The following is a 24109-nucleotide window of genomic DNA, read 5'->3' as shown; positions in this document are numbered from 1 at the left end:
TCATTGCAGTTTCGTACTGTTCAGGAGTCCGATACGGCTGCTGTAGCCGGTCGCTTTGCCGAGAGTCTGAAACCGGGTGATGTCGTAGCTTTGCACGGCGAGCTGGGCGCGGGTAAAAGCGTGTTTTCGCGCGCCGTGATGCGGGCGCTGGGCGTCACCGATGCGGCTTTGCCGAGTCCTACATTTGCGATTATTCAGGAGTATGACGGCAGCCACTGCAGGATTGCTCATATGGACTGGTATCGACTCGATGATGCCGAAGAGATTGACCTGCTGGGCGTACGTGACTATTTCCGGCCGCCATGGATCTGTCTGATTGAATGGCCGGAGCGTGCGCGAGGCCTGCTGCCGGAGACGGCGGTCACGGTGGAGCTACGTTGCGTGGATGACGATCCCGATGCCCGTTTGATTGAAATCAGCAGGTGAGGGTGGGCCGTAACCGGTGTGTCATCAGTAAGATGGCAGCAGTTATATGTTTTCCCTGCAATGTCGTATCTTTTCTCTGCGCTGAATGAACCAGCGCTTCCCGGCAGTTTCAGATGGATAGTTTAAAGCCGCCGTCCTCTTCATCGTCGGATTTTTTATCCAGCATGCTTTCCACAGCGCCGTCGCCCGCCCCGATTTTGTCCATCTTCATCTGCAGGCGCAGGTTATTGGCTGAATCGGCATTGCGTAGCGCCTCCACTTCACTAATCGTTCCGGCCTTCCACAGTTTCAACAGAGCCTGATCAAAGGTCTGCATGCCCTGTTGTTCACCTGCTGCCATCGTGGACTTGATCTCATCAATAGAGCCTTTGAGGATCAGATCGGCAATGCGCGGTGTATTGATCAGAATTTCAATGGCGGCAACACGTTTGCCATCAACGGTTTTGACCAGTCGTTGCGACAGGATGGCGCGCAGATTCATGGAGAGATTCATGCTGATCTGCTCATGTTGCTCCTTAGGGAAAAAATTGAGGATGCGTTCGAGAGCCTGATTGGCATTGTTGGCATGCAGGGTGGACATGGCCAGGTGGCCGGTCTCGGCAAAGGCGATGGCATGCTCCATGGTATCGTGTTCGCGGATTTCACCGAGCAGAATTACATCGGGAGCCTGCCGCAACGTGTTTTTCAGTGCTTTCTGGAAGGAGATGGTATCCGATCCCACCTCTCTTTGTGTGACAAAACATTTTTTGTGAACGTGCATGAACTCGATCGGGTCTTCGATGGTGATGATATGACCGGCCTGATTACTGTTGCGGTGATCGATCATGGCTGCCAGTGATGATGATTTTCCGGAACCGGTTGCTCCGACCATCAGCACCAGTCCGCGTTTGCTCATCACGATCTCTTTGAAGATTTGAGGCAGTCCGAGCTGGTCGATAGTCGGGATGTCGGTTGTGATCTGGCGAATGACCATGCCGACACTGCCACGCTGACGGTAAATGTTGACGCGGAAGCGTCCCATACCGGGGATGGCGGTGGAGAGGTTCATCTCCATGTCATCGGCAAAGTCAGCCTTCTGCTTTTCGCTCATCAGCTCACTGGCCAGTTTTTCGACCATGCCCGGCGTGAGTTCCGTATCACCAAGGCGACGGATGTTGCCGCTGATGCGATAGCCCGGAGGCGCTCCGGCCATCAGGTAGAGGTCGGATGCATCCTGCTCGACCATTACAGCGAGCAGTTTCCGGATGGAAAGTTGGTCAGTCATATGATCTCCGTTCGTTGTGCTGTCATGAAGTATATCCTCCGACTGAGCAGTTTGAAATGGCATTGCGATACTTTCTCTGGAAAAGCGGGAGCAAGACAGGTGCCAGACACGCTGTTTTCGACACGCATGATCCGGGGTGAAATCTTTACACGTTTTGCCATCTGCGACAGCATGGAGAGTGGGTCAGATACAAGCAAGGAGAACCGGATATGTCTGATACGCCGAAGGCACAGCGCTACCGCTGGTTAATATGGGTATGCTCACTGCTGCTGTTGAGCGTCATATTGTTATCGTTGTTGCCGGAAGTGCTCCGTGTGGGGGCGCAGCACTGGTTACGGGATCACGGCGCCGTGCAGGCCCAGGTTGAGGATATAGATTTCAACCCCTTTACCGGCTCATTTGTGCTGGTGGGTTTGAATGCCGGTAAAGGCATGCATGTGCGTCGCTTGAGTGTGAAGGTGGACTGGTTGCCGCTGCTCAAGCGGAAAGTGTTGATTCATTCGTTGCATCTCCACGGAGGGGACCTGCGGGTGCAGCAGGATGCACACGGCGTATGGCAGTTTGGCAGTATCCGGCTGGATGATACAGCCGGAGAGGCGACGCCCGAGGCGGATGCTGGGTCATCTGACTGGCAGGTGGCGCCTGCCGATGTGCAGTTCAGTGATATCAACCTGCACCTTGAAGGCCGTTTGTCAGACAAGCCGCTGTCGCTGTCGCTGCCGATTCAGCTGCTGACACTTCACCTGCGGGGGGCGGATGCATCAGGTCGGCATGGCATGAGCCTGCGCTTCCAGACCGGGCCGGTTGATTTGATAATCGCAGGCTACAATCTGGCATATACGACACTGGAGACCGACGGCGATATCAGGTTGGACGCGGGCAACCAGGATCTGTTGACCGGTTTGAGGACCGGAACGTTACGGGTTGGTCTGGGTCGTGTGTCACTCAAGGATATGGATGGCGTGCAGCTGGCGTCGCTGGAGTCCGTTGATATACGTGATCTGGGTGTGCATATGGATGGCAAGGTTACGGCCGGCATGGTGGATCTGGTTGCGCCGAAGGTCACTGACGCCCTGACCGGCAACGGTGCCATGGGTGCGAAAGCGGTGAAGTTGCAGAACGTTCATGTAGTGGCAAACGGTAAGGTGTCGGTGGCATCCCTGTCACTGGATTCAGTGACGGCTCCCGATATGAATAAAAGCTCAGCGAATGTTTCTGTGGACAGGGTAAAGGCGCAGCAGATTACAGTCGACCCGACCGGCGCGATAGCGATGGCGCAGCTGGAGGCGGGCGGTGTGCGGGCGAATAACCTGCCGGGTAACGGGGATCAGATGAAACTGGAGCAGTTACTGCTCAAATCTGTCGCTGTGGATGCCAAACAGCAGGTGCAGCTGGCATCGCTTGCTTTGAGTAAATTGCAACTGGAGCGTCCGTCTGTCTCCGCTACAGATTCCCGACGGAGTGCGCGCAATAATATCGTGAAGCTTGTCGCTGTGGATGAGATTAAGTTGAACAAGTTGCACATGACGGGGGTAGAGAGCGGCGGTTTCGACCAGTTGCTGGTGAACGGCTGGACGTTACCGGCGGTGGGCGGACATGCCATGGGACGTATCGGCAGTGTGAAGGTGACGCAGGCGGCAATGAAGGCTGACAGCTATCATGTGAAGCGATTGCAGTTTGCCGGCCTGGATCTGCATATCGAGCGGCAGAAGGATGGAAAGATTGCAGTCCTTGATAAGCTGTCCGCCGGTAACGCTCCGGAAAAAGAACCGAAGGGTGCGAGTCATAAGGTTGCTGCAAGCGACCCGCATCAGTCTGCCAGCCAGCTGCTTGTTGATGAGCTGATTGTGGCAAAAGGTAGTCGGGCGGAGATGCGCGATGCCAGTGTGTTGCCGGCATTTGACACCCGTATGGTGGTTGAAAAGATGCGTCTGGCGCCGCTTGATCTCTCCGGTAAACGTAAGGGGTCACTCGATATGCGGTTGAAGCTGGGCGAGGCGGGGCAGTTGGTTGTGACAGGAGAGGTGCGGCCGGGACCTTCACCTGCGACACAGCTCAAAGTCAGCCTGAAACGCTTTAAAATGCCGGAGCTCTCCGGATATATTGAACCGGATTTTGGCAAATCTATCCGTACAGGCCAACTGGATCTCGACAGTACGGTGAGCATTGCCGACGGGCATATCGATTCGGCCAACAAGTTGATGTTACGCGGTCTGACGCTGGGGGACTCCGCGCAGCAGGGTACGGCGACGCAGGGTTTGACGATGCCGCTTGGTATGTCGCTGGATATGCTGCGTGACGGGCGCGGGGATATTGCGCTGGATGTGCCGGTCAAGGGGCTGCTGACTGATCCGAATATCAATATCCATGATATTATCAACAAGGCACTGCTCTCCTCACTCTCATCCGGCGCGATGACTTACGCTGCACTGGTTCTGCAGCCTTACGGCAGCATTGTCCTCGCGGCCAATCTGGCCAGCGGTATGATTAGTGATGCGGCCAAGCCCAGATTGACGCCGATTATATTTGAGCCACGCAGCAGTGCCCTCACTGCCCCGATGGCCGAATATGCCGGCAAGATTGCCGGGTTGATGAAGGAGAAGGGGTTGCGTTTGCAGATTTGCGGCGTTGCCACCTCCGGCGAAGGCGTGGCGGTAGCGGCGGATCAGGCTCAGGCGCCTGCATCTGCCATGAGTGATCAACAGCTTCTGGAGCTGGCGACAGCGCGCTCGAATCATGTGCAGGAGGCTATTGCCTCACATGGTGTGAAAGCAGATCAGCTATTCGGCTGCCGCCCGCAGATTGATGCAGAAAAAAAGAAGGCTAAACCCAGAGTTGAGTTGTTGCTCGACTAGGTAGAGCTGATGAATCCGATGCCTCCGGGCAGGCCATGCATGGCCTGCCAAATAAATCTATTGCTTGAATGGGTCTGCTTTTGGCCAAACATAGACATTCACCTATTGGAAGGTTTACATTTAACCTTACCAAAGAGGGGAGGGCTATGATGATTCAATATTCAAGATCCGACCCCAGTTGCCCGAATTATTAAATCTGCCGATGGAAATGCGCAAAACAAGTCCTGACCCCTTTTATTTTTTGTTTCTTTAGATACATCCATGACTCATCTCTTTTTTACGCCCAACGCTTAGCTCACCGGAAAAATGCGAGCGCAGCGAGTATTTTGTCCGGTGGAGCTACTTGTTAGCTGACTATTACTCATGTTGAATGTAAAACCTTTCTACCAAGTCAATTATCAAATCCGAGGGGTCTTCCCCCCTTTCCTTCATGGCCAGCATTTCCTTCAATTGCTCCTTGTCTAAGAAAACGATAACTTTTTCATCCTGAGTAAAAACAGTATTTCTTTGACGGTGAGCTGATTCATTAGGTTGCTTGCTGCAAACCATTAGTGCAAGCCTTCCCATTGGGTTCGTCAAGTAATTCCTAGTTTGGTTTACTTCTTCATGACCGATCTCAGTATTGTCATAGTTCTTATACTCCACCAATATCATTCGAGCATTTAGTTCGAGAAACAGATGATGCCAATTACTGGAATTTGGATTATTATTTTGGGTGATATTCCTGTTCGGATAGACCGCATCTCTTCTATTAACACCCGAATATGTTCTTGCTTGCCTATTGGGTGGACTCAAGGGCGGGACGAACAAAAATGAAAGAATATCCGTACATAAATCTTCGAACTGAACCCAACCAGCATTCCCTAATGGGCAGTTATCCAATGCCATTATAAAGTCGTTAACCTGACTCATGATGGCAAAAACTCATTAATTAGCTTTTTCCGTTTTGCGATGAGTTTTTTTAGCTTTATGCCATCAATAACCTCTATTTGGGTGTTCTCGTGTTTCTGAAGGTCAGAAAGATACTCTTCTGCAACGGACGTTAAAATACTATTAGTAATAAGTAGCATCTTGCTATCATGAGGCAATACACTGCGCTTATATTCAAATAGCTGCTTTATTGTATTTATGCTAAAACGTTCGTTCCTATAAAACTTAACTTCAACAATCCATGTTTCCTTTTGCGTGAAGCCAAATGGGTTTTTTGTGAAGGCTTCAGCAACAAAGTCAATCCCGTAGTCAGAGCTATGAAATTCGCGCCTTATATTTTTAAATCCATACTCTTTCAGCAACAAGTACGTAAATTCCTCAAAATTCTCCGCGGAGAAATTATCAAAACTCACATGTGTTAAAACATTGATTTGCCGCTTTAATGATTCGATTCCAGAATCGATATTGTTGTATAAATTAATTGTATTAAGATTTTTCAACTGCCAAGGAATATTGCATCTTTCAATGGCGACTGGAATGACGGAGACCTTCCTTTTATTACTTTCATTGAGAAATTCGTACAGCTCTTTCCCGCTGTAAACAGAGTTGAAATAGTCTTTAGATAGCAGCAATAGAACAATGTCACTAGATTCGACAAAGTACTTCAGGTTGGTTTGAATATTTGAACCTGGGTCAAGATCAAAGCTACTTAGAACTTCAATGCTGTCATCTCGAAGCCTTCTTTCAATGTCTAAGGCTACTTCAATGTCAGCATGGCAGTATGAGAGAAATACTCTTTTTCTATTGCTCATAGTCTTCTAATTGTTTCTCCATCTTTTCACAGCTAACATATTAATATACGCACGTATCTTTTTGCCAGGTGATCATAATATCTTCCCCCCTGATTCCTTGTTCATCAGCCTAGGTTAGGACGGTCCGGATTGCAAATTCGGGTAGGTGCTATCCATTTATCCTGAAATATCGTGGTTATGTATACGTATATATAACACTGGATATTGATATACCCTTGTTATGTATATCTCAAACTGAATGACAGGTTCTGGCCAAAGAAGCGACTCGTAAACTCTCATTCCCGGTGAAATAGGACCCTTAGATACTGGCAGCCTACTAACGGTGAGGGGGGTTACATCCATTGTTTCTTTTTGAAGAAGATGACCTGAAAGATGACAATGACCAGCAGGATGACAATAAATATGGCAAAAGCCCACGGGTTATTGGCTCCGGGAATGCCGCCGACGTTGATGCCCAGCAGGCCGGTAAAAAAACCAAGGGGTAAAAACAGCGCGGCTACCAGAGACAATATATACATTCTGGCGTTCATCTGTTCAGACTGCCTGTTAACCAGCTCCTCATGTGTGACCGAAGCCCGATCCCTGATCGAATCCAGATCTTCAATATAACGTACCAGTTGATCGGTTACTTCGCGCAGCCGCATGCGGTCGTTATCGGTTAGCCAGGCAGCGGTTGCAGAGGCAAGCTTTATCATCGCCTCCCGCTGGGGTGCCAGATAGCGACGCAACATAATCGTCTCACGCCGAATGGCTGAAAGCTCGCTGCGCAGGATAGCGTTACCATTATCAATCACCGCCTCTTCCAGTTGGGCGGAACGATCTTCCAGCTCCTCCACGAGAGCTTCCATTCTGGATGTAATGCGGCTGGAAAAATCGACGAGAAACTCACTGATTGTTTTTGGGCCGTTACCGTTTTGAAGGGATGCGGCCATGTCGGACGCAGACTGTAATTTCCGTTTGCGTGTGGTCACTACCTGATCACTGGTCAGCCACATTCTGATTGATACCATATCTTCAGGGTCCGAGCCGGGATTGAAATTTACGCCGCGCAGCGATAGCAGCAGGGCATCACCGACGGCGGTAGCTCTGGGGCGTGTCTCTTCATTGAGCAGGGCTTCACCAGCAATCTCATTGATATGGCTTTCGGTCAGTATCCAGTTGCGCGCCTCATCCGAGCTGTAGTCCAGGTGAATCCATATCGGTCCCTGTTCATGCTGCCACGATCTGACGCCTTGCCAGTCCAGCTGCCTTGCGCCGCCACTCCCGTCGAGAACGAATGCGTATATCAGGCCTGTATGATGCATGGTGACTCTCCGGTGAAATGTTGTAGAGCTTTCCTACGGCTCTGCAGTGGTGTGATGGTAATCCCTGAGCAGGTTTTTCGCCAGAGAACGGGTCTGAGGCGGGGCAAGGATGATGACTCTGATGGTTGTGTATCTTCCTTGCGCAGCGCGAATGGAATAGTCAGTTTCCGTTACTGTAGAAAATAGCGGTCAGCGTAAGGGGGCGAGGTGAAGAGAATCAAGGGAGTATCTCCGGTTTTGATCGGCCTGATGGGCTCGGGGAAAAGCAGTATCGGCAGGCGACTGGCGAAGAAGCTGAAGTTGGATTTGATAGATCTGGATGATTATATCGTTGCACAGGCGGGCATGAGCATTCCGGATATCTTTGCCGAACGCGGTGAGGATGGTTTTCGCGATATGGAAACTGCCGCACTACGTGCCGTTCTGGGCAGGCCGGCGGTGATTGCCAGTGGGGGTGGTGTCGTCATGCGTGAGGAAAACCGGGCGTTGTTGAAAGAGCATACGCCGGTTATCTGGCTGAAGGCTTCACCAGAGTTTCTGGCAGAGCGTATTGACGGTGACAGCAACAGGCCATTGATCGCGGAGGGCGACACCTTGAGTCGTCTACAGCAGCTGGCTGAGCTCCGTTATCCGTTATACGAGGAGTGTGCCGACTTCACGTTGCCACGAGGCGATATGAACAAGCCGGATGCGCTGGCGGCTATCCTGAAATTTCTCGATAAATGGAAAAAAAGAAAATAAAAAAGCTTTTCACCACAGAGGACACAAAGGTAAAAGCAAGGAAACGAAGATAGTCACAGTCTTCACACGGGCAGAGTGAATCCCTGAAGGCAGCGATGACAGCAGTTATTCTTTATCTACAATGCTTTGTCTTTCCTCTGTGTCCTTCGTGTCCTCTGTGGTGAAAAGTTTTTGACTCTCTATCAGAGCACCATGCGAACATCGGGGTGGGCATTGATGGCGCGATAGAGGTTATCCAGTTGCTCCCGGCTCTCGGCAGTGACGATCACGCTGACCGACAGATATTTTGCCGTCCGGCTCGCGGTTACAGTGATATCGGCTTCATCCAGCGGTGTAAAATACTCGCGCGCGATGGCCACAATATCCTCTCTGAAGTGATCGCTGTTGCTGCCCATGACCTTGACCGGGAAGCGGCAGGGGAATGTCAGCGGCGATGTCTGGGTGGAGTCATTCATGAGGCCAATATTGCGACGGCTGACTGCGTCTGTCATGCCTCTGTTGCCCTGTATGGGAAAAAGTGTGGGTTTAGACAGGTGTACGCGATAGCTGACTGGGCCTATACTTCCGCGCCATGACTGAAGTAGCACTCATTTTACTCTCTGCCGTTCTGGTGAACAACTTCGTGTTGACCAAGTTTCTCGGCATTTGTCCGTTTCTCGGTACATCCGGCAAGGTGGAAACGGCGGTTGGCATGTCGTTTGCCGTGATGTTTGTCATGACGCTGGCCTCTGTCTGCTCGTGGCTGGTGCAGGAGTTTGTGCTGGTGCCGCTGGGTCTGGAGTATTTGCAGACCATCTTCTTCATTCTGATTATTGCAGCGCTTGTCCAGTTTATCGAAATGATGATCCACAAGACCAGTCCGGTTTTGTATCAGGCGCTGGGTATTTTTCTGCCGTTGATCACCACCAACTGCGCGGTGTTAGGCGTAGCGCTGTTGAATGTGCAGCAGGAACAGACATTTGTCAGCTCCGCGCTCTACGGCTTTGGTGCAGCGGTCGGTTTTGCACTGGTACTGGTGCTGTTTGCCGGCCTGCGTGAACGCATGGATGTTTCCCCCGTACCCGCTCTGTTCAAGGGATCTCCGTTGACCCTGATTACAGCCGGCATGATGTCGCTGGCCTTTATGGGCTTCTCCGGCCTGGTCAAAATCTAGGTTCACCCATTATGACCGGATTACTCTATGCCCTGTTGAGTCTGGGCACATTTGCTTTGCTGGCCGGTATTGTGCTGGCTGTTGCGCAGAAGGTGTTTTACGTCGAGGGCGACCCGATGGTGGATAAAATCGATGCGCTGCTGCCGCAGACCCAGTGCGGTCAGTGCGGTTATCCGGGATGCAAGCCCTATGCCACGGCTGTGGCCAGCGAAGGGGAAGAGGTGAATCACTGTGTCCCCGGCGGTGAGCGGACGATGCTGGCTATTGCCGATCTGATGGGTGTGGAGCCGAAAGCCGTGGAGCAGGAAGCTGCAGCACCGATGCTGGCGTTTGTGCGTGAAGATGAGTGCATCGGCTGTACACTCTGTATTAAAGCCTGTCCTGTGGATGCCATTATCGGAGCACCCAAGCAATATCACACGGTACTGGCCGATCACTGTACCGGTTGCGAGTTATGTGTGGAGCCATGTCCTGTGGACTGTATTGATATGCTGGTTAAACCGGAACTGATTGAGCACTGGTCGTGGCCGTTGCCGGAAACCCGACGTTCCCGGCTGGGACACGAGAGGAGAGAACATCATGCCGGCCATGCTTAGAAATCTGGCCCAGCGGCTGGGCATGATGGCGCACAGCTTTGACGGCGGAATCCATCCGTCAGATCATAAGCTGGGCGCGGGACTACACAGCGAGCCATGTCCGTTGTCGCCGGTACATATTCTGCCGATGAAGATGCATATCGGAGAGGCCTGCTTACCTCTGGTGGCGGTGGGTGATCGTGTGCTGCGTGGTCAGAAGATTGCCAGATCCGAAGGTTATGTATCGGTGCCTGTGCATGCCTCGACTTCCGGGCGCGTGGTACGCATCGAGGAGTATGCGATACCGCACCCTTCCGGCATGGGTATGCCGAGTATTATTATCGAGTCGGATGGCGATGACGCTTCCGACGATAGTCTTGAGCCGATCACCGACTGGCGTAATACGGACCCGGCTCTGTTGCGTGAGCGGGCCCGCATGTGTGGTCTTGCGGGACTGGGCGGCGCTGTGTTTCCGACCTTTATCAAGCTGGTGCAGGACAGTCGCTTTCCCATCGAAACGGTGGTGCTTAACGGTATCGAGTGTGAGCCGTGGCTGACCACGGATCATCGCCTGATGCTCGAGTATGCCGATGAGATCCTGACCGGCCTGGCTATCATCATGCATATGGTCAATACCGATTCGGCCATTATCGCTATTGAAGACAATAAGTCCGATGCGGCTGAGGCCATCGAGCAGGCGCTGGCCCTGCGCGATGATCTGGAAGGAGCGCGTGTGGTGCTGCTGCCTACCCGTTATCCGCAAGGCAGTGAAAAGCAGTTGATTTACTCACTGACCGGCCGTGAGGTGCCGGCGGGCAAACTGCCGATGCATATCGGCATGCTGTGTCAGAATGTTGCTACGGCGCGAGCTCTGTACCGGGCTGTGGTGCGGGCTGAGCCGTTAACCGAGCGCCTGGTCACCGTCAGCGGCGATGCCATGCCCCGGCCGGCCAACCTGCATGTGCGTATCGGCACGCCCATGCGCTATGTGTTTGCACAACAGGGGCTGACGGATTTCGAGGATGTGCGTATTCTGCATGGTGGTCCGATGATGGGTGAGTTGCTGCGCCATCCGGATGTGCCGGTGGTGAAATCGACCAACGGTATGCTAGCCATGCTTGAGGCTTCATTTATGGGCGGCCACACGCAGGAGCAGGCGTGTATTCGTTGCGGCCATTGCTCCGAGGCGTGTCCGGCAGGACTGGTACCCAATCTGCTGGCCGATCAGTGCCGTTCCGATCAGTTCGAAAAAGCCGAATCCTATGATCTGTTTGATTGTATCGAATGCGGCGCCTGTTCCTATGTCTGTCCATCCAATATACCGCTGGTTCACTATTTCCGTTACGGTAAAGGGCAGATTGCACAGCAGCGCCGGGAAAAGAGTTTTGCCGAGGCCTCAAGGCTGCGCTCGGAAGCGCGTGAGATGCGTATCGAGCGGGAGAATCAGGCCCGCGCCGCCCGTCGTTCCAGTGTGCGCAAGACACATGCGCCTGCTGCTGAATCAACAGCAAAAACGGATGCAGCCGGTGACAGTGCTGCTGACAAAACGGATGAGGGGAGTAAAGACTGATGCTGGTGATGCTCTCCTCTCCCCATATGCATGGCGGCGATTCGCTGCGCATGATGATGTTGACCGTTATTCTGGCGCTGTTGCCGGCCGCGGCAGTCAGTGTCTATCTGTTCGGCTGGCTGGCGGTGTTGTTAATACTGGTTTGCATGCTCTCCTGTCTGGCCACCGAAGCTGTATGCCTGAAACTGATGGGCAAATCACTGACGACATTGCTGGATAACTCCGCGGCACTGACCGGCCTGTTGCTGGCACTGACACTGCCGGCATTGACGCCGTGGTGGATGGCCGTGGTGGGCAGTATTTTCGCCATCGTACTGGGTAAACAGGTGTATGGCGGGCTTGGCTATAATATTTTCAACCCGGCGCTGTCGGCGCGGGTTATTCTGCTGATCTCCTTTCCATTGCAGATGACGACATGGATCATCCCGATGTCGGCAGCCACGCCGGTGGTGAATTTGTATGATCTATCCACTTGCCTGACGCTGTTTTTTGCTGGTCCCGATGCATTAAAGCTCGGGCTGGATGCGATCTCGATGGCTTCGCCGCTGGGGCATGTGAAAACCGAATGGACGCTGGGTGTACCGGTGGCGGACGCCCTGGCTCACTATCACTACAGCTACCTTGGCGCCTTTCTCGGCACCGAGGCCGGCAGTATCGGTGAAACGAGTGTGCTGGCACTGCTGATCGGTGGTGTCTTCCTGATGGCCAGACACAGCATTACCTGGCATATCCCGTTCTCCTATCTGGCGACGGTGGCGGTGCTGGCAGCCTTGTTCAGCGGTATCGATCCGGATCATTTTGCGCCGCCGATGTTTCACCTGTTTGCCGGCGGTCTGATGTTGTGCGCCTTTTTCATGGCTACCGACCCGGTCTCTTCGCCGGTTACGCCGACCGGGCAGATTGTGTTCGGTATCGGCTGCGGTGTCCTGACATGGAGTATTCGCAGTTTTGGCGGCTATCCGGAGGGAGCGATGTTCTCCGTACTGCTGATGAACTGCGCAGTGCCGCTGATTGACCACTATTTCCGGCCGCGTGTCTACGGCCATGAGAGCGGGCGTAAATCATGAAACTGGAGCGCGAGCAACTGCAGATGGTGCTGGCCCTGTTCGTGGTGGCAGCCATTGCAGCCATCCTGTTGGGCCTGACCGATATCGTCACACGCGAACCGATTGCGGCGGCCCGGAAAGAGGCGCTGCACAGGGCACTACAGCAGGTATTGCCGGCGCATACCAACGACCCGCAGGCGGAAGCGGTCGATGTCGATGGAAAGGTGATTTATCCGGCGCGTGACCACGGTAAACTGGCCGGCATGGCATGGGAAGTGATTGCGCCGGATGGCTACTCCGGCTCGATCCGGATTCTGGTCGGCGTGCATCCGGACGGCCATGTGCTGGCTATTCGCGTGACTGATCATAAGGAAACACCGGGGCTGGGCGATGGTATTGTGCGCAATCAGGCATGGGTGGACAGTTTCCGCGGTCGTGGCCTGGACGATGTGCGCTGGAAGGTGAAAAAGGATGGTGGTGATTTCGATCAGTTTACCGGCGCCACAATTTCACCGCGGGCAGTCGTCAAGGCAGTGAAGGGTGCGCTGGAGTTTTATCGGGCGAAGCAGACTGCTATTGTTGGTCGCCTGAACGGTAATAGCGAATCTGTGCCCGGTTCTGCAGGAGGTGGCGAATGAACAAGCAGGAGGTCTTTGCCGACGGCTTCTGGAAGAATAATACGATTTTTGTCCAGCTGCTGGGTATGTGCCCGCTGCTGGGCGTGACTACGTCAGCAGAAAACGGCTTCTGGATGGGAGCTGCCACACTGCTGGTGCTGCTCGGCTCCAACCTGGTGGTCTCTCTGGTGCGCGGTGTGATCCCGAAAAACGTGCGTATTCCTGCTTACATTACCATCATCGCCGCCTTTGTGACGGTGGTGGGGATGCTGATGAATGCGTGGATGCATGATATGTATCTGATCCTCGGCCTGTTTATCCCGCTGATTGTGGTGAACTGCGCTATTCTTGGCCGTGCTGAAGCCTTTGCCAGCAAGAACAGTGTATCCGATGCCGTGGTGGATGCGCTGGCTGTCGGGCTGGGCTTTACCTTTGCACTGCTGCTGCTTGGCGGCGTACGTGAACTGCTCGGGCAGGGGGAGCTGTTCGGCTTTCCGGTGTTTGGTGAATCCTATCCGAACGTACTGATGTTTATTCTGCCGCCGGGCGCTTTTATTGCGCTGGGCTTTATTCTGGCAGGAGTGAATCTGGTCAACCGCCAGCTGAAGCTCCGTGCCGATGCGGCGAAAGCTAAAGCTGTAAACGCTGATGCAGCCGCAACTGTTGCTGTGGAGGCTGGCTGATGCCGTACCTGCATATTCATACCAATATTCGGATTCCGGATACCGATGCCTTGTTGCAGACGGCCTCCGCTGAGGTTGCTGCGGCATTGGGCAAACCGGAAAGCTATGTTATGGTGGAAATATCCGATGCGCGTCCGATGCTGTTTGCCGGCTCAGATGCGCCGCTGGCGTTTATCGAGCTCAAGAGTCTGGGGCTGAGTGATAGCAAGACAGAAGCGCTGTCAGCACGATTGTCTGCGCTGCTGACACGCGAGTTGGGACTGGATGCCGCCCGTATCTATATCGAGTTTGCCGCACCCGAGAGGGCCATGTTCGGTTGGAACGGGGGGACATTCTAGTGGCTGTGCGCGAGATACTGATACATCCGGATGATCGCCTGGTGCAGGTTTCCCGACCGGTCGAATTTCCGCTGAGCGATGAAGTAAAAGAGTTGATCAGGGATATGGCCGATACAATGTACGATGCGCCCGGTGTCGGGCTGGCGGCGCCGCAGGTTGGTGAATTACTGCGTATTGCGGTGACTGATACGGTCTGGCGCGACAAGGAAGTGCGACACGATGGCGATCTGCCGGGTGGTCACCGTGAATTGAAAGTCTGGATTAATCCCGAGTTTCTCTGGAAATCCGATGAAATGGAGACGTGGGAGGAGGGGTGCTTGTCGGTACCCGAGACCTGGGGTGATGTAAGCCGGCCTGCAGCGCTTCGTTTGCGCTGGTTTGATGAGCACGGTGTACAGCATGAACAGGATTTCGATGGTTTCCAGGCTGTGGCCTTGCAGCATGAGTTTGATCATCTGGACGGGAAGTTGTTTATCGACTACCTCAGCCCGCTCAAACGCCGGATGATCACCAAGAAGATGAAAAAGCTCTACAAAAGCTGATCAGCCGAAGCATTCACCCACAAGTCAGGGTGAACAGCCGGAAGTCGTTGCCGACTATCTAGATAGCGTTACAGCCGTGCCGCAGACACTGACCATCATCATGCTGCCGTCCTTGCCGACCACTTCATAATCGATATCAATCCCGACAACGCCATTGGCGCCGAGCTCTGCAGCACGCTCCTGCAACTCGGCAAAAGCAATTTCGCGCGATTTGGCCAGCTCTTTTTCATAAGCGGCCGAGCGCCCGCCGACAATATCACGGATGCCGGCGAACATATCCCGGAAGATATTGGTGCCGAGGATAGCCTCGCCGACCACGATGCCCTTGTAGTCGGTGATCGATTTTCCTTCGATGGTCGGTGTCGTGCTAAGCAGCATGCTGAACTCCTGATGAAATAGAGGGTCACAAGGCACGAGGTCACAACGTTAAACATCTGTGGCTTGTCATCCGACATCGCGATCGGATACGCCATTCCGATGTTCTTTTTTGTGACCTCGTGCCTTATGGTGATCTGTGAGCTTTGATTAAAACAGGGAGTTGCCCTTTTTGTTGATTGAGGCCTGCACGCCGTGGTGGTCACAGGAGAGGGTTACGGTGGTGAAATCCAGCGGCAGTGACAGCGGCTTTTTGAGGTCGAAGTGACCACCTAGGGATTTGACCCCATCGGCGATCACTTCATAGGGAATATTGCTGCAATCGCCGGATGCGATAATAACCAGCCGTGCCATTTTTGATTCACTGGCAATCACGCCCGGCGTGCCGTGATCGATGGTGTAGGTATAGGTGGCGGCGCTAGCGCTGATAGCCGGCAGGCTCAGCAGGGCCAGTAAAATGGTTGTGCGAAACATAAATACTCCTGATTTAGCGCCTGTTCGGCGCATAGTGGTATGTGTATGAAAGCCTATGCTACATATTGGATGGTTTGTAAGCATGTAGAATTTTGGCTGCCTTTTCCGGAATCTGGCGCGAACACTGGTATCAGTTGCCGCCCATCGTTCAAGCCATGTGCTGATATGACGGGGGTTGCAAGCAATCTGCGTGGCCAGGAGCAGGCGCGGATTCTTTTCTCCAATAGCTGTTCAGCCCCATTTCAGACAGAGTATTTAAACTAGCGATACATTCCTGACAGGAGGTGACATGATGCATGATACTTCATCAATCAAGGTTTGGGACATCAGTATACGTTTGTTCCACTGGGGGCTGGTGGCATTTTTTGTTATCGCCTATATCACCGGTGAAGTTGAAACAGAGACGCTGCACGCCTGGGCCGGCTATGTGATTATCGCTCTGCTGGCCTATAGAATTGTGTGGGGGCTTATTGGTAGCCGCCATGCCCGTTTTAGCGATTTTATCTACAGCCCGGCAGAAATCATGGCCCATCTCAAAAGCCTGCCTGCCCGGCATCCGAAACGTTATCTGGGCCATAATCCGGCGGGCGGCCTGATGGTCATCCTGTTGCTGCTCGGTCTGATGGCTACCAGCTGGACGGGACTCAAGGCTTATGAGGCTGAGGGCAAAGGGCCTCTGGTTGCAACCACTCTCTCGCTGGGTATTCCGGCCGCCCAGGCTCATGACTGGGAACATGGAGAGCGTCATGGAAAAGGCGATGAGTTCTGGGAAGAGGCACACGAGGCGTGTGTTAGCTTTATGCTGGTGTTGATCTTTCTTCACCTGGGCGGTGTGGCCTTATCCAGTATGCTGGGCCGCGAGAATCTGGTTCGCGCTATGGTTACTGGCCGCAAGCAGGTTGATCGGGATTAATACAGTGCAGCAAGGGCCTTATGATGAGGCCCTTGCCCGGCATATACCGGCAAGGATGATCTACAGGGATCATGGCGCAGTCAGCGTCGGCGCGCCCTGTTTTTTATTACCGGTTGGCTAATGCGCTTTGCGCCGTAATATTGGCCGCATGCGACTTTCAAAAGAATTCAGAGATCAGTTTATTCAGCATGAGATGCGTACCCACGGACGCAAGAACGGTTTTGTCACCACGGGCCAGGAGGCGCGCCTGCTGCACTGGTTGCCGCTGATCGGTTTGCCGAAAGAGAAAACACTGGCCGATGCCAATATTCCGGCAGGCTCGCCGGTAGTGATGGAGATCGGTTTCGGAAATGGTGATTTCCTCGTGCATTTGGCCGAGTCTCATCCGGAGTGGATCCTGATCGGTGTTGAGATATACCTGCCTGGTGTCGCCAAGGCGGTGGGGCGACTGGAGGATGCAGGCGTGATCGAGCGTACCCGTATCACGCAATTGCCGGCACAGTATGTATTGGAACACCAGGTTGCTGCAGAACAACTCGATGGTCTGTTCGTCAATCATCCCGATCCATGGCCGAAAGCGAGACATCACAAGCGCAGGATTATCCAGAAAGATTTTGCCGCGCTGATGGTTTCCCGTCTGAAGCCGGGCGGCTTTATCAAGCTGGCCAGCGACAAGCCGGATCTGGCTGAATGGATGCGCGATATTCTGGACGCCACGCCGGGGCTGAAAAATGTCGCCGGAGTCGGCGGCTATATTGATCGCGATGCAGACCGGCCTGAAACCAAATTCGAGCAGCGCGGCCTGCGCGCCGGTCGTGTTAGTCAGTTCTTGCACTATGTGAAGGAGTGATTAGTCTGAAATTGATGGTTAAGGTCTGTAAATCGGGCGCCCTGATCTCCTGATTTATATGCACTTACAGCGTAACCGAAGGGGGAGTCCGTATGTTCTTCGATATGTTCAGAAGCAGTCAGAGCCAACCTACGCAGCTCAGCCGGGAACGGCTTCAACAGCTGGTCCTGAATTTCCTGATGCAGATGGCGTGGCTGGATGGCAAACCTGACGAGCGGGAAATCGAAGCGCTGACAAAAATTCTCGTGCATGTATACCATTTTGATCCGGCCACGGTGCGTGGAAAAATCGACAGCTATGGCCCGGGACAACAGAGGCCAGGCTCTGTTGCAGCGCTGCGGGAGCTGCCGATGCGTGAGCGGGTACAATTACTCAGGGATTTGTGGGCTGTTGCTCTTGTCCATGGCAAGGCAGGAGAAAAAGAGCAGGCGCTGTTTTATCGCGGGGCTAAATTACTGGCCATCAAGGATAACGCGTTTCTGGAGAAGTGTATCAAGGTTAACTCCGAGCATTAGAATACTCAGTACCTTGTGCCTTTCTGATACGCTCCGCCAACGGACAAGGAATAAACTACAGGCAGGCTACCCTGCACTCTCTTTAGGTGTCATTACGCATGCTAAGCGACCGCAACCGGGGCCGGCATCGGACCAGTGATTGATCTCCAGCTCGATCTCAAGCACGCTGCATGTCGGTACCGGACCGACCTCGTTTTCGACCAACAGCCACGCCAGATCGGCAATTCCCGGCATGTGACCTACCATGAGTACGGTTTCCCATGCATTTTGCCAGTTACGTATAATGGCCAGTAATTCAATGGCAGATGCATCATAAATACCCGGCTCTTTGCGGATAGCGGATTTCGGTATATCCAGCTGCTTTGCGATGATTCCGGCCGTGCTGATGGCTCGCTTTGCCGGGCTGCTGACGATTTTATCAGGCAGTTTTTTTTGACGTTTCAGCCGCATGCCCATGATTGGCGCATCGCGTTTGCCGCGCTTGTTCAACGGCCGTTCAAAATCATTCAGGGCGGGTTGGGCCCAGCTCGATTTGGCATGTCTGAGTAGAATCATACGTTTCATGGTATCTCCTTTTGCCCTTTCGGGAGATGCTGAATTATTGTGCTCCTGCGCTGAAATCAGTTTCGGATGAGATGCCTCTTATCATATGACACAGACCTCTGCCGATCAACCGTGAGGCCGGGCAGAAAGCCGGTTCGGCATCCCTGCGGTGCAATATATTGATGCGATTACCTGAGTGGCTCCCGCATGCCTGCAAAGTTTGGTCGTCACAGGGGTTTTTCGCCTGCAGTAATAGTGCGTCGAAGGGATGAGAGGCAAGACCGGGCTGGTCAGCATGGAGAGCTGCGGTAGTATCGCGCGATGCGTTTTAAACTGGCAGGTGATTTCACGCCACGCGGCGATCAGCCGCAGGCTATTGCAGAATTGGTGAAGGGGGTAGGCGAAGGTGCCCGCCACCAGACATTGCTGGGTGTTACCGGCTCGGGCAAGACCTATACCATGGCCTGCGTGATTGAGCGTACGCAGAAGCCGACACTGATTATGGCACCAAACAAGACGCTGGCAGCACAGTTATATGGAGAGTTTAAACAGTTTTTCCCCGATAATGCGGTTGAGTATTTCGTCTCCTATTACGATTATTACCAGCCGGAAGCCTATGTGCCGCAGTCGGATACCTATATCGAAAAGGATTCGGCGATCAATGAGCAGATTGATCGCATGCGCCATGCCGCCACGCGCGCACTGCTTGAGCGGGAGGATGTCATTATCGTGTCATCGGTCTCCTGTATTTATGGTCTGGGCAGCCCCGAGGCCTATGCCGAGATGCTGCTCTATGTTGAAGTGGGACGTGAGACCGATCAGCGGGCAGCAGTCAATAAACTGGTTGAGCTGCAATATCAGCGCAATGATATGGATTTTCATCGCGGTACATTCCGTTTGCGCGGGGATGTGCTGGAGGTGTTTCCGGCACATGCCGAGGATTTTGCCGTTCGCATAGAGTTTTTCGGCGATGACGTGGATGCCATCAGCCGTTTTGATCCGTTGACCGGGCGACGTATAGAATCATTGCATAAATATACCATTTTCCCGAAGAGCCATTTTGTTACGCCGCGTGAGCACCTGCTCCGGGCGATGGAGGCTATTCGTAATGAACTGGCCGAGCGGCTGGCCGAATTGCATGACAACAACAAGCTGGTTGAGGCGCAACGGCTGGAGCAGCGTACCGTGTTTGATCTGGAGATGATCCAGGAGGTGGGCTATTGCTCGGGCGTGGAGAATTACTCGCGTCATCTGACAGGGCGTCAGCCCGGTGAAGCGCCGCCGACGCTGCTCGATTACCTGCCCAATAATGCACTGGTCATGCTCGATGAATCGCATGTCACGGTGCCGCAGATCGGTGGCATGTTCAAAGGCGATCGTTCGCGCAAAACCACGCTGGTGGATTTCGGTTTTCGCCTGCCTTCGGCGCTGGATAACCGGCCGCTGCAGTTTCCCGAATTTGAGGCGATTGTGCCGCAGGCTATTTATGTTTCGGCCACGCCCGGCCCCTATGAGATGGAGCAGTGCGGGGGTGTTATTGTTGAGCAGGTGATCCGGCCAACAGGGCTGGTTGATCCGGAAGTGGAGGTGCGGCCGGCAGGGACACAGGTGGATGACTTTGTGTCGGCGGCAACGCCGGTGATTGAGACCGGTTTCCGTGTGCTGGCTACCTGTCTGACCAAACGCATGGCAGAGGATCTGACCGAATATCTGAATAACCTCGGTATGCGGGTGCGTTATCTGCATTCGGATATCGATACAGTGGAGCGTATGGAGATTTTGCGCGATTTAAGACTGGGCGTGTTTGATGTGCTGGTCGGCATTAACCTGTTACGTGAGGGACTGGATCTGCCGGAAGTGGCGCTGGTGGCAATTTTTGATGCCGATAAAGAGGGATTTCTGCGCTCGGAACGCTCCCTGACCCAGACTATTGGTCGGGCGGCGCGTAATATCGAAGGGCGGGTGATTCTCTATGCGGACAAGATCACCAACTCCATGCAGCGGGCGATGGATGAGACGCGGCGCCGCAGGGTGCGGCAGTTGGCATACAATGCCGAACACGGGATTACGCCGCAGACGGTGAAATCGGAGATCAAGGATATTCTCGGCTCGGTATATGAAATGGATTATGCCCATATTCCGGAAGTTGCGGAGCCGGAGCCGATGACGTCGGCACAAAAGCAGCAACGTATGAGCGAGCTGGAGAGGTTGATGGCCGAGGCTGCAGCCGACCTGCGCTTTGAGGATGCGGCGCGCTACAGAGACGAGAGAATACAGTTAAAGGAAATTGCAGATGACTGAATGGCCCCGGATCAGTGAAAAACGTATTCAGCAGTGGCTGGGCCGCGCCTGTAGCACGCGTGGCAAAGCCTATTATCGACTGGGTCATGTTCTTGATCTGGCGATGGATGACGGGTTGCTGGCAGCTTCGGTACGCGGGAAAGAGAGTGATCCCTATAAGCTGCATATTCGCTTTACCAGCAAAGCAGAGCTGGTATCCCACTGCTCCTGTCCGGTGGGGGCGGACTGCAAGCATGTGGCGGCTGCACTTTATGCCTGGATGAATGAGCAGGATGAGGTTGACGCTGAGGCAAAGGCCGAGGCGGCAACCGGCCCGGTTCCCTTTGCGTTTGGCCAGTGGCTGGGTGCACTGGATCAGGTGCGTGATGGACAGCCGGTGCGTGATGAGTTTCCCGACAGTGTGAAGCAGCGCATGCTCTATATATTGCAGCCCAATGGGGAGCGCAATGTGCGTATGCAATGCCTGACTGCACGTCTGCTCAAGGACGGTGGTTACGGCAAGGCCAGCGTTTACAGTCCGGTTAACATCCTCAGTCACCATACCCCCCAGTATTTACTGGCATCGGATGAACGCATTTTACGGGAAGTGGCGATGGATCGCTCACTCGGCAGTTTGCACGGCTACCGCCTGCAGGGTGAAGACGGGTTGCGTATACTCAAACGCATAGTGGCCAGTGGTCGCTGTCACTGGCAGAGCAAAGATGCGCCGGCGATCAAACGTGGCGAAAAGCGGGCAGGTGAATGGCGCTGGCAGCTTAATAGTCGTGGTGATCAGTATCTGACCCTGCATATGCCTGCCGATGAGATCGTGATACCGACGTCGCCGCCCTGGTTTCTGGATGTGCATAAGGCGATATGCGCACCGATTGATAGTGCCCAGCCGGCAACGGTGGCGGAAATTCTGTTGAATATGCCTGCAGTTGAACTGGACTGTAGCGATGAAGTGCTCGCGGCCGTACGGAAACATCTGCCGCCCGGAGTTCCTGCTCCGCTTGCTTTGACGCACGAGCGCAGGCAGGTGACGCCGATACCCCGTTTACAACTGACAACGATTCGACCGCAAGGTCGCGGCTATTACCGCAAGCCGGAAGCCTTTCATGTCGCCAGTCTCTGCATGGATTACGATGGCAAGCGTATCACTCACAGCAGCCGGACCGAGATGATTCGCAGCATTCGCGGTGATCGGGTCATTGATTATACCTATGACGCCGCAGCCCATGCCAGAGCTGTGGATGCGCTCTGTGCAAGCGGTCTGTTTCCGCTCAGGGAGCAGAGTATGACACCCGCTGTTGAGGTGGATGAGCACTACTTTATTTTGCCCGATGATGATCAGTGGCCGGACTGGATGCTGTATGAGTGCGCTGACCTCAAAGAGCAGGGTTTTGTCATTGAAGTGATGGATGATTTTCCGTTTCGCATGGAAACCGCGCACTCATGGCATTTACAGCTGGGTGAGTCGTCGGGCGTCAGTAGTGCCTTGATGGGGCATGCATCATTTACCGCTACGCTGGATGATGGTGAGGAGGTCGACCTGATTGATGCGTTGGCCCGCTGGGTGGGTAATCAACCGAAGCTGTTGAGCGAAGCCTCGCTGGCTGCGATGCGTGAGCAACAGAGCATTGCACTGCCGATGGCTGACGGCCGTTTTCTGGCGGCTCCTGCGGATGCGATTGCCAATATTCTGCACTATATGCTGGATGTCTTTGCCAGCGGCGGTGCCGCGGAAGCCACTCTCAGTGTGCCGCAAATGCTGGCGCTGGAAGAGCATTTTGAGGGTGGAGGGGCTGTACAGGTGAGCAGCACGGCCTGGCTGCAGCAGATGCGGCAACTGGCTGATATTGCCAGAGTGCCGGCAGCGGTCCTGCCAGCAGGGTTGCAGGCGACACTGCGTGATTATCAGCATGAGGGCGTCAACTGGATGCAGATGCTGCGCCAGATGCAGCTGGCGGGAATTCTTGCCGATGATATGGGGCTGGGTAAAACGGTACAGGCGCTGACGCATATTCTGATTGAAAAAGAGGCGGGCCGTTTGCAGCAACCGACACTGGTGATTGCGCCAACGAGCCTGATGCATAACTGGCGGCGGGAAGCCAAAAAGTTCACCCCGGATTTGTCTGTGCTGGTACTGCACGGACCGAACCGGATGGAGCGGTTCGCCGAGATTGCCGATTTTGATATTGTACTGACGACATACCCGTTGCTGGTTCGTGATTTTGAAGTGCTGGAGCAACAGCAGTGGCATCTGTTGATTCTTGATGAGGCGCAATATATCAAGAATGCGAGCTCGAAAGCGGCGCAACGCGTACGCAGGCTTATGGCCAGCCATAAGCTGTGCATCACCGGCACGCCGATGGAGAATCATCTGGGCGAGCTATGGGCTCAGTTTGATTTTCTGCTGCCCGGTTATTTGCATGATAAACGCCAGTTTGCGAAGGTGTTTCGTAAACCTATCGAGATACAGGGCGATCAGGCCAGACAGAATGCGTTGAATATGCGTATTCGCCCGTTCCTGCTCAGACGGGGCAAGGATCAGGTGGCGCTGGAGTTGCCTGACAAGACGGAGATCATTCGTTCAGTTGATATGGAGGGAGCGCAGCGGGAACTGTATGAGAGCGTGCGCCTTGCCATGCAGAAGCGGGTGCGTGATGCCGTTGCCTCCATGGGTGTAGCCCAGAGTCAGATCGTGGTACTCGATGCCTTGATGAAAATGCGTCAGGTCTGCTGCGATCCGAGACTGGTAAGCGGTTTGCAGGGAGCCTTGCCCGCATCGGCCAAGTTGACCATGCTGATGGAGATGTTGCCGGAGATGATTGAAGAGGGGCGACGGGTGCTGCTCTTCTCGCAGTTTACATCGATGTTAAAGTTGATTGAGGCAGAGGTTACCGCAGCAGGGATTGATTACGTCAAGCTGACCGGTCAGACGCGCGATCGGGAAACGCCTGTAGAGCGTTTTCAGAACGGCGAAGTGCCGCTGTTTCTGATCAGTCTGAAAGCTGGCGGCGTAGGTTTGAATCTGACGGCTGCCGATACAGTGATCCATTACGATCCGTGGTGGAATCCTGCCGTGGAAGCGCAGGCAACCGACCGCGCCCATCGAATCGGTCAGGATAAGGCGGTGTTTGTCTACAAGCTGCTGACCGAAGGTACGGTGGAGGAGCGCATTCTCGAAATGCAGGATCGCAAGCGGGAACTGGCCGACAGTATTCATCAGCAGGGTGCCGGCAAGGTGCCGTTATGGACACCGGCCGATCTGGAGTCTCTGTTCACGCCGCTGGGTTGATT

At 53.9% G+C, this 24109-nt stretch carries 24 protein-coding genes; 16 read left to right on the top strand and 8 right to left on the bottom strand.

Features of this window, described 5'->3' with window-relative positions:
- Positions 1 to 3 precede the first annotated feature (3 nt).
- Positions 4 to 426, top strand: a complete 423-nt coding sequence (gene tsaE / locus SPV1_RS12950) for a tRNA (adenosine(37)-N6)-threonylcarbamoyltransferase complex ATPase subunit type 1 TsaE (RefSeq protein WP_009851678.1) — start codon at positions 4 to 6, stop codon at positions 424 to 426.
- A 109-nt stretch (positions 427 to 535) separates the two neighbouring features.
- Here the strand turns inward: tsaE and SPV1_RS12945 are convergent, their stop codons facing one another.
- Positions 536 to 1690 carry a PilT/PilU family type 4a pilus ATPase gene (locus SPV1_RS12945; protein WP_018295413.1) on the bottom strand — a complete coding sequence of 385 codons (1155 nt, stop codon included), beginning with the start codon at positions 1688 to 1690 and terminating at the stop codon, positions 536 to 538.
- Between the two features lie 209 nt (positions 1691 to 1899).
- On the opposite strand from SPV1_RS12945, the gene SPV1_RS12940 reads away from it, so the two are divergent.
- Positions 1900 to 4545, top strand: a complete 2646-nt coding sequence (locus SPV1_RS12940) for a DUF748 domain-containing protein (RefSeq protein ID WP_009851676.1) — start codon at positions 1900 to 1902, stop codon at positions 4543 to 4545.
- Between the two features lie 357 nt (positions 4546 to 4902).
- Here the strand turns inward: SPV1_RS12940 and SPV1_RS12935 are convergent, their stop codons facing one another.
- The 3 genes from SPV1_RS12935 to zntB all read right to left on the bottom strand — a co-directional run bounded on the left by SPV1_RS12935 (position 4903) and on the right by zntB (position 7591).
- Complete coding sequence (locus SPV1_RS12935; protein ID WP_040881879.1) at positions 4903 to 5457, bottom strand: hypothetical protein; 555 nt, start codon at positions 5455 to 5457, stop codon at positions 4903 to 4905.
- Positions 5454 to 6287: a TIR domain-containing protein gene (locus tag SPV1_RS12930; protein WP_009851674.1), complete on the bottom strand. Its 834-nt coding sequence runs from the start codon at positions 6285 to 6287 to the stop codon at positions 5454 to 5456. The genes SPV1_RS12935 and SPV1_RS12930 overlap by 4 nt, the downstream gene beginning before the upstream one ends.
- Positions 6288 to 6619: 332 nt before the next feature.
- Positions 6620 to 7591 carry a zinc transporter ZntB gene (zntB, locus tag SPV1_RS12925; protein ID WP_009851673.1) on the bottom strand — a complete coding sequence of 324 codons (972 nt, stop codon included), beginning with the start codon at positions 7589 to 7591 and terminating at the stop codon, positions 6620 to 6622.
- Between the two features lie 207 nt (positions 7592 to 7798).
- Here zntB and SPV1_RS12920 point away from each other — a divergent pair, with 207 nt between their 5' ends.
- Entirely contained in the window at positions 7799 to 8332 is a 534-nt protein-coding gene (locus SPV1_RS12920; protein WP_026195549.1) for a shikimate kinase, read from the top strand.
- Positions 8333 to 8514: 182 nt separating this feature from the next.
- On the opposite strand, the gene SPV1_RS12915 is transcribed toward SPV1_RS12920, so the two are convergent.
- A complete protein-coding gene (locus SPV1_RS12915) occupies positions 8515 to 8787 on the bottom strand; it encodes a YbeD family protein (RefSeq protein ID WP_231288405.1) in 273 nt (90 codons plus the stop codon).
- Between the two features lie 116 nt (positions 8788 to 8903).
- On the opposite strand from SPV1_RS12915, the gene rsxA reads away from it, so the two are divergent.
- Genes rsxA through def form a run of 8 tightly spaced genes read left to right on the top strand, consistent with a single transcriptional unit; the run spans position 8904 to position 14856 of the window.
- The gene (gene rsxA / locus SPV1_RS12910) at positions 8904 to 9485 is read left to right on the top strand and encodes an electron transport complex subunit RsxA (RefSeq protein ID WP_009851670.1); all 582 of its coding nucleotides are present in this window, start codon (positions 8904 to 8906) and stop codon (positions 9483 to 9485) included.
- A gap of 11 nt (positions 9486 to 9496) precedes the next feature.
- Positions 9497 to 10081 (top strand): electron transport complex subunit RsxB, encoded by a 585-nt coding sequence (gene rsxB / locus SPV1_RS12905; RefSeq protein ID WP_009851669.1) that lies wholly within the window; start codon positions 9497 to 9499, stop codon positions 10079 to 10081.
- On the top strand, positions 10065 to 11630 hold the full coding sequence (gene rsxC / locus SPV1_RS12900) for an electron transport complex subunit RsxC (RefSeq protein WP_009851668.1): 1566 nt from the start codon (positions 10065 to 10067) through the stop codon (positions 11628 to 11630). Before rsxB ends, rsxC begins: the two co-directional genes overlap by 17 nt.
- Positions 11630 to 12697, top strand: a complete 1068-nt coding sequence (locus SPV1_RS12895; protein ID WP_009851667.1) for an RnfABCDGE type electron transport complex subunit D — start codon at positions 11630 to 11632, stop codon at positions 12695 to 12697. Before rsxC ends, SPV1_RS12895 begins: the two co-directional genes overlap by 1 nt.
- Positions 12694 to 13314, top strand: coding sequence for an RnfABCDGE type electron transport complex subunit G (locus tag SPV1_RS12890; RefSeq protein ID WP_009851666.1), 621 nt, complete (start codon positions 12694 to 12696; stop codon positions 13312 to 13314). The genes SPV1_RS12895 and SPV1_RS12890 overlap by 4 nt, the downstream gene beginning before the upstream one ends.
- Positions 13311 to 13976 (top strand): electron transport complex subunit RsxE, encoded by a 666-nt coding sequence (gene rsxE / locus SPV1_RS12885; RefSeq protein ID WP_009851665.1) that lies wholly within the window; start codon positions 13311 to 13313, stop codon positions 13974 to 13976. Before SPV1_RS12890 ends, rsxE begins: the two co-directional genes overlap by 4 nt.
- Complete coding sequence (locus SPV1_RS12880) at positions 13976 to 14314, top strand: phenylpyruvate tautomerase MIF-related protein (protein WP_009851664.1); 339 nt, start codon at positions 13976 to 13978, stop codon at positions 14312 to 14314. The genes rsxE and SPV1_RS12880 overlap by 1 nt, the downstream gene beginning before the upstream one ends.
- Positions 14314 to 14856 carry a peptide deformylase gene (gene def, locus SPV1_RS12875; protein WP_009851663.1) on the top strand — a complete coding sequence of 181 codons (543 nt, stop codon included), beginning with the start codon at positions 14314 to 14316 and terminating at the stop codon, positions 14854 to 14856. Before SPV1_RS12880 ends, def begins: the two co-directional genes overlap by 1 nt.
- 54 nt (positions 14857 to 14910) lie before the next feature.
- Here def and SPV1_RS12870 read toward each other — a convergent pair whose 3' ends face one another.
- Together SPV1_RS12870 and SPV1_RS12865 are read right to left on the bottom strand one after the other, a co-directional pair.
- Entirely contained in the window at positions 14911 to 15234 is a 324-nt protein-coding gene (locus tag SPV1_RS12870; protein ID WP_009851662.1) for a heavy metal-binding domain-containing protein, read from the bottom strand.
- A gap of 147 nt (positions 15235 to 15381) precedes the next feature.
- Entirely contained in the window at positions 15382 to 15705 is a 324-nt protein-coding gene (locus SPV1_RS12865) for a hypothetical protein (protein ID WP_009851661.1), read from the bottom strand.
- 289 nt (positions 15706 to 15994) lie between these two features.
- Here SPV1_RS12865 and SPV1_RS12860 point away from each other — a divergent pair, with 289 nt between their 5' ends.
- The 3 genes from SPV1_RS12860 to SPV1_RS12850 all read left to right on the top strand — a co-directional run bounded on the left by SPV1_RS12860 (position 15995) and on the right by SPV1_RS12850 (position 17983).
- Positions 15995 to 16618 carry a cytochrome b/b6 domain-containing protein gene (locus SPV1_RS12860; protein WP_009851660.1) on the top strand — a complete coding sequence of 208 codons (624 nt, stop codon included), beginning with the start codon at positions 15995 to 15997 and terminating at the stop codon, positions 16616 to 16618.
- A gap of 148 nt (positions 16619 to 16766) precedes the next feature.
- Complete coding sequence (gene trmB, locus SPV1_RS12855; RefSeq protein WP_009851659.1) at positions 16767 to 17468, top strand: tRNA (guanosine(46)-N7)-methyltransferase TrmB; 702 nt, start codon at positions 16767 to 16769, stop codon at positions 17466 to 17468.
- 92 nt (positions 17469 to 17560) lie between these two features.
- On the top strand, positions 17561 to 17983 hold the full coding sequence (locus SPV1_RS12850) for a tellurite resistance TerB family protein (RefSeq protein WP_009851658.1): 423 nt from the start codon (positions 17561 to 17563) through the stop codon (positions 17981 to 17983).
- A 66-nt stretch (positions 17984 to 18049) separates the two neighbouring features.
- Here SPV1_RS12850 and SPV1_RS12845 read toward each other — a convergent pair whose 3' ends face one another.
- Entirely contained in the window at positions 18050 to 18547 is a 498-nt protein-coding gene (locus SPV1_RS12845; RefSeq protein ID WP_009851657.1) for a SixA phosphatase family protein, read from the bottom strand.
- 300 nt (positions 18548 to 18847) lie between these two features.
- On the opposite strand from SPV1_RS12845, the gene uvrB reads away from it, so the two are divergent.
- The gene (gene uvrB / locus SPV1_RS12840) at positions 18848 to 20827 is read left to right on the top strand and encodes an excinuclease ABC subunit UvrB (protein WP_009851656.1); all 1980 of its coding nucleotides are present in this window, start codon (positions 18848 to 18850) and stop codon (positions 20825 to 20827) included.
- On the top strand, positions 20820 to 24107 hold the full coding sequence (locus SPV1_RS12835) for a DEAD/DEAH box helicase (RefSeq protein WP_009851655.1): 3288 nt from the start codon (positions 20820 to 20822) through the stop codon (positions 24105 to 24107). The genes uvrB and SPV1_RS12835 overlap by 8 nt, the downstream gene beginning before the upstream one ends.
- The last annotated feature ends 2 nt before the right edge of the window (positions 24108 to 24109 follow it).

Source organism: Mariprofundus ferrooxydans PV-1, assembly GCF_000153765.1.
Lineage (GTDB): Bacteria > Pseudomonadota > Zetaproteobacteria > Mariprofundales > Mariprofundaceae > Mariprofundus > Mariprofundus ferrooxydans.
This window is presented reverse-complemented; position numbering and strand designations above follow the sequence as displayed.

Bases quoted from the DNA above. Each gene is read 5' to 3' on its own strand.
- SPV1_RS12870 (WP_009851662.1), bottom strand. From the start codon at position 15,234: ATGCTGCTTAGCACGACACCGACCATCGAAGGAAAATCGATCACCGAC.
- SPV1_RS12860 (WP_009851660.1), top strand. From the start codon at position 15,995: ATGATGCATGATACTTCATCAATCAAGGTTTGGGACATCAGTATACGT.
- uvrB (WP_009851656.1), top strand. From the start codon at position 18,848: ATGCGTTTTAAACTGGCAGGTGATTTCACGCCACGCGGCGATCAGCCG.
- rsxA (WP_009851670.1), top strand. From the start codon at position 8,904: ATGACTGAAGTAGCACTCATTTTACTCTCTGCCGTTCTGGTGAACAAC.
- SPV1_RS12835 (WP_009851655.1), top strand. From the start codon at position 20,820: ATGACTGAATGGCCCCGGATCAGTGAAAAACGTATTCAGCAGTGGCTG.
- zntB (WP_009851673.1), bottom strand. From the start codon at position 7,591: ATGCATCATACAGGCCTGATATACGCATTCGTTCTCGACGGGAGTGGC.
- SPV1_RS12945 (WP_018295413.1), bottom strand. From the start codon at position 1,690: ATGACTGACCAACTTTCCATCCGGAAACTGCTCGCTGTAATGGTCGAG.
- SPV1_RS12895 (WP_009851667.1), top strand. From the start codon at position 11,630: ATGCTGGTGATGCTCTCCTCTCCCCATATGCATGGCGGCGATTCGCTG.
- SPV1_RS12850 (WP_009851658.1), top strand. From the start codon at position 17,561: ATGTTCTTCGATATGTTCAGAAGCAGTCAGAGCCAACCTACGCAGCTC.
- SPV1_RS12915 (WP_231288405.1), bottom strand. From the start codon at position 8,787: ATGAATGACTCCACCCAGACATCGCCGCTGACATTCCCCTGCCGCTTC.
- SPV1_RS12865 (WP_009851661.1), bottom strand. From the start codon at position 15,705: ATGTTTCGCACAACCATTTTACTGGCCCTGCTGAGCCTGCCGGCTATC.
- SPV1_RS12890 (WP_009851666.1), top strand. From the start codon at position 12,694: ATGAAACTGGAGCGCGAGCAACTGCAGATGGTGCTGGCCCTGTTCGTG.
- rsxB (WP_009851669.1), top strand. From the start codon at position 9,497: ATGACCGGATTACTCTATGCCCTGTTGAGTCTGGGCACATTTGCTTTG.
- SPV1_RS12880 (WP_009851664.1), top strand. From the start codon at position 13,976: ATGCCGTACCTGCATATTCATACCAATATTCGGATTCCGGATACCGAT.
- SPV1_RS12845 (WP_009851657.1), bottom strand. From the start codon at position 18,547: ATGAAACGTATGATTCTACTCAGACATGCCAAATCGAGCTGGGCCCAA.
- SPV1_RS12935 (WP_040881879.1), bottom strand. From the start codon at position 5,457: ATGAGTCAGGTTAACGACTTTATAATGGCATTGGATAACTGCCCATTA.
- trmB (WP_009851659.1), top strand. From the start codon at position 16,767: ATGCGACTTTCAAAAGAATTCAGAGATCAGTTTATTCAGCATGAGATG.
- SPV1_RS12940 (WP_009851676.1), top strand. From the start codon at position 1,900: ATGTCTGATACGCCGAAGGCACAGCGCTACCGCTGGTTAATATGGGTA.
- rsxC (WP_009851668.1), top strand. From the start codon at position 10,065: ATGCCGGCCATGCTTAGAAATCTGGCCCAGCGGCTGGGCATGATGGCG.
- rsxE (WP_009851665.1), top strand. From the start codon at position 13,311: ATGAACAAGCAGGAGGTCTTTGCCGACGGCTTCTGGAAGAATAATACG.
- SPV1_RS12930 (WP_009851674.1), bottom strand. From the start codon at position 6,287: ATGAGCAATAGAAAAAGAGTATTTCTCTCATACTGCCATGCTGACATT.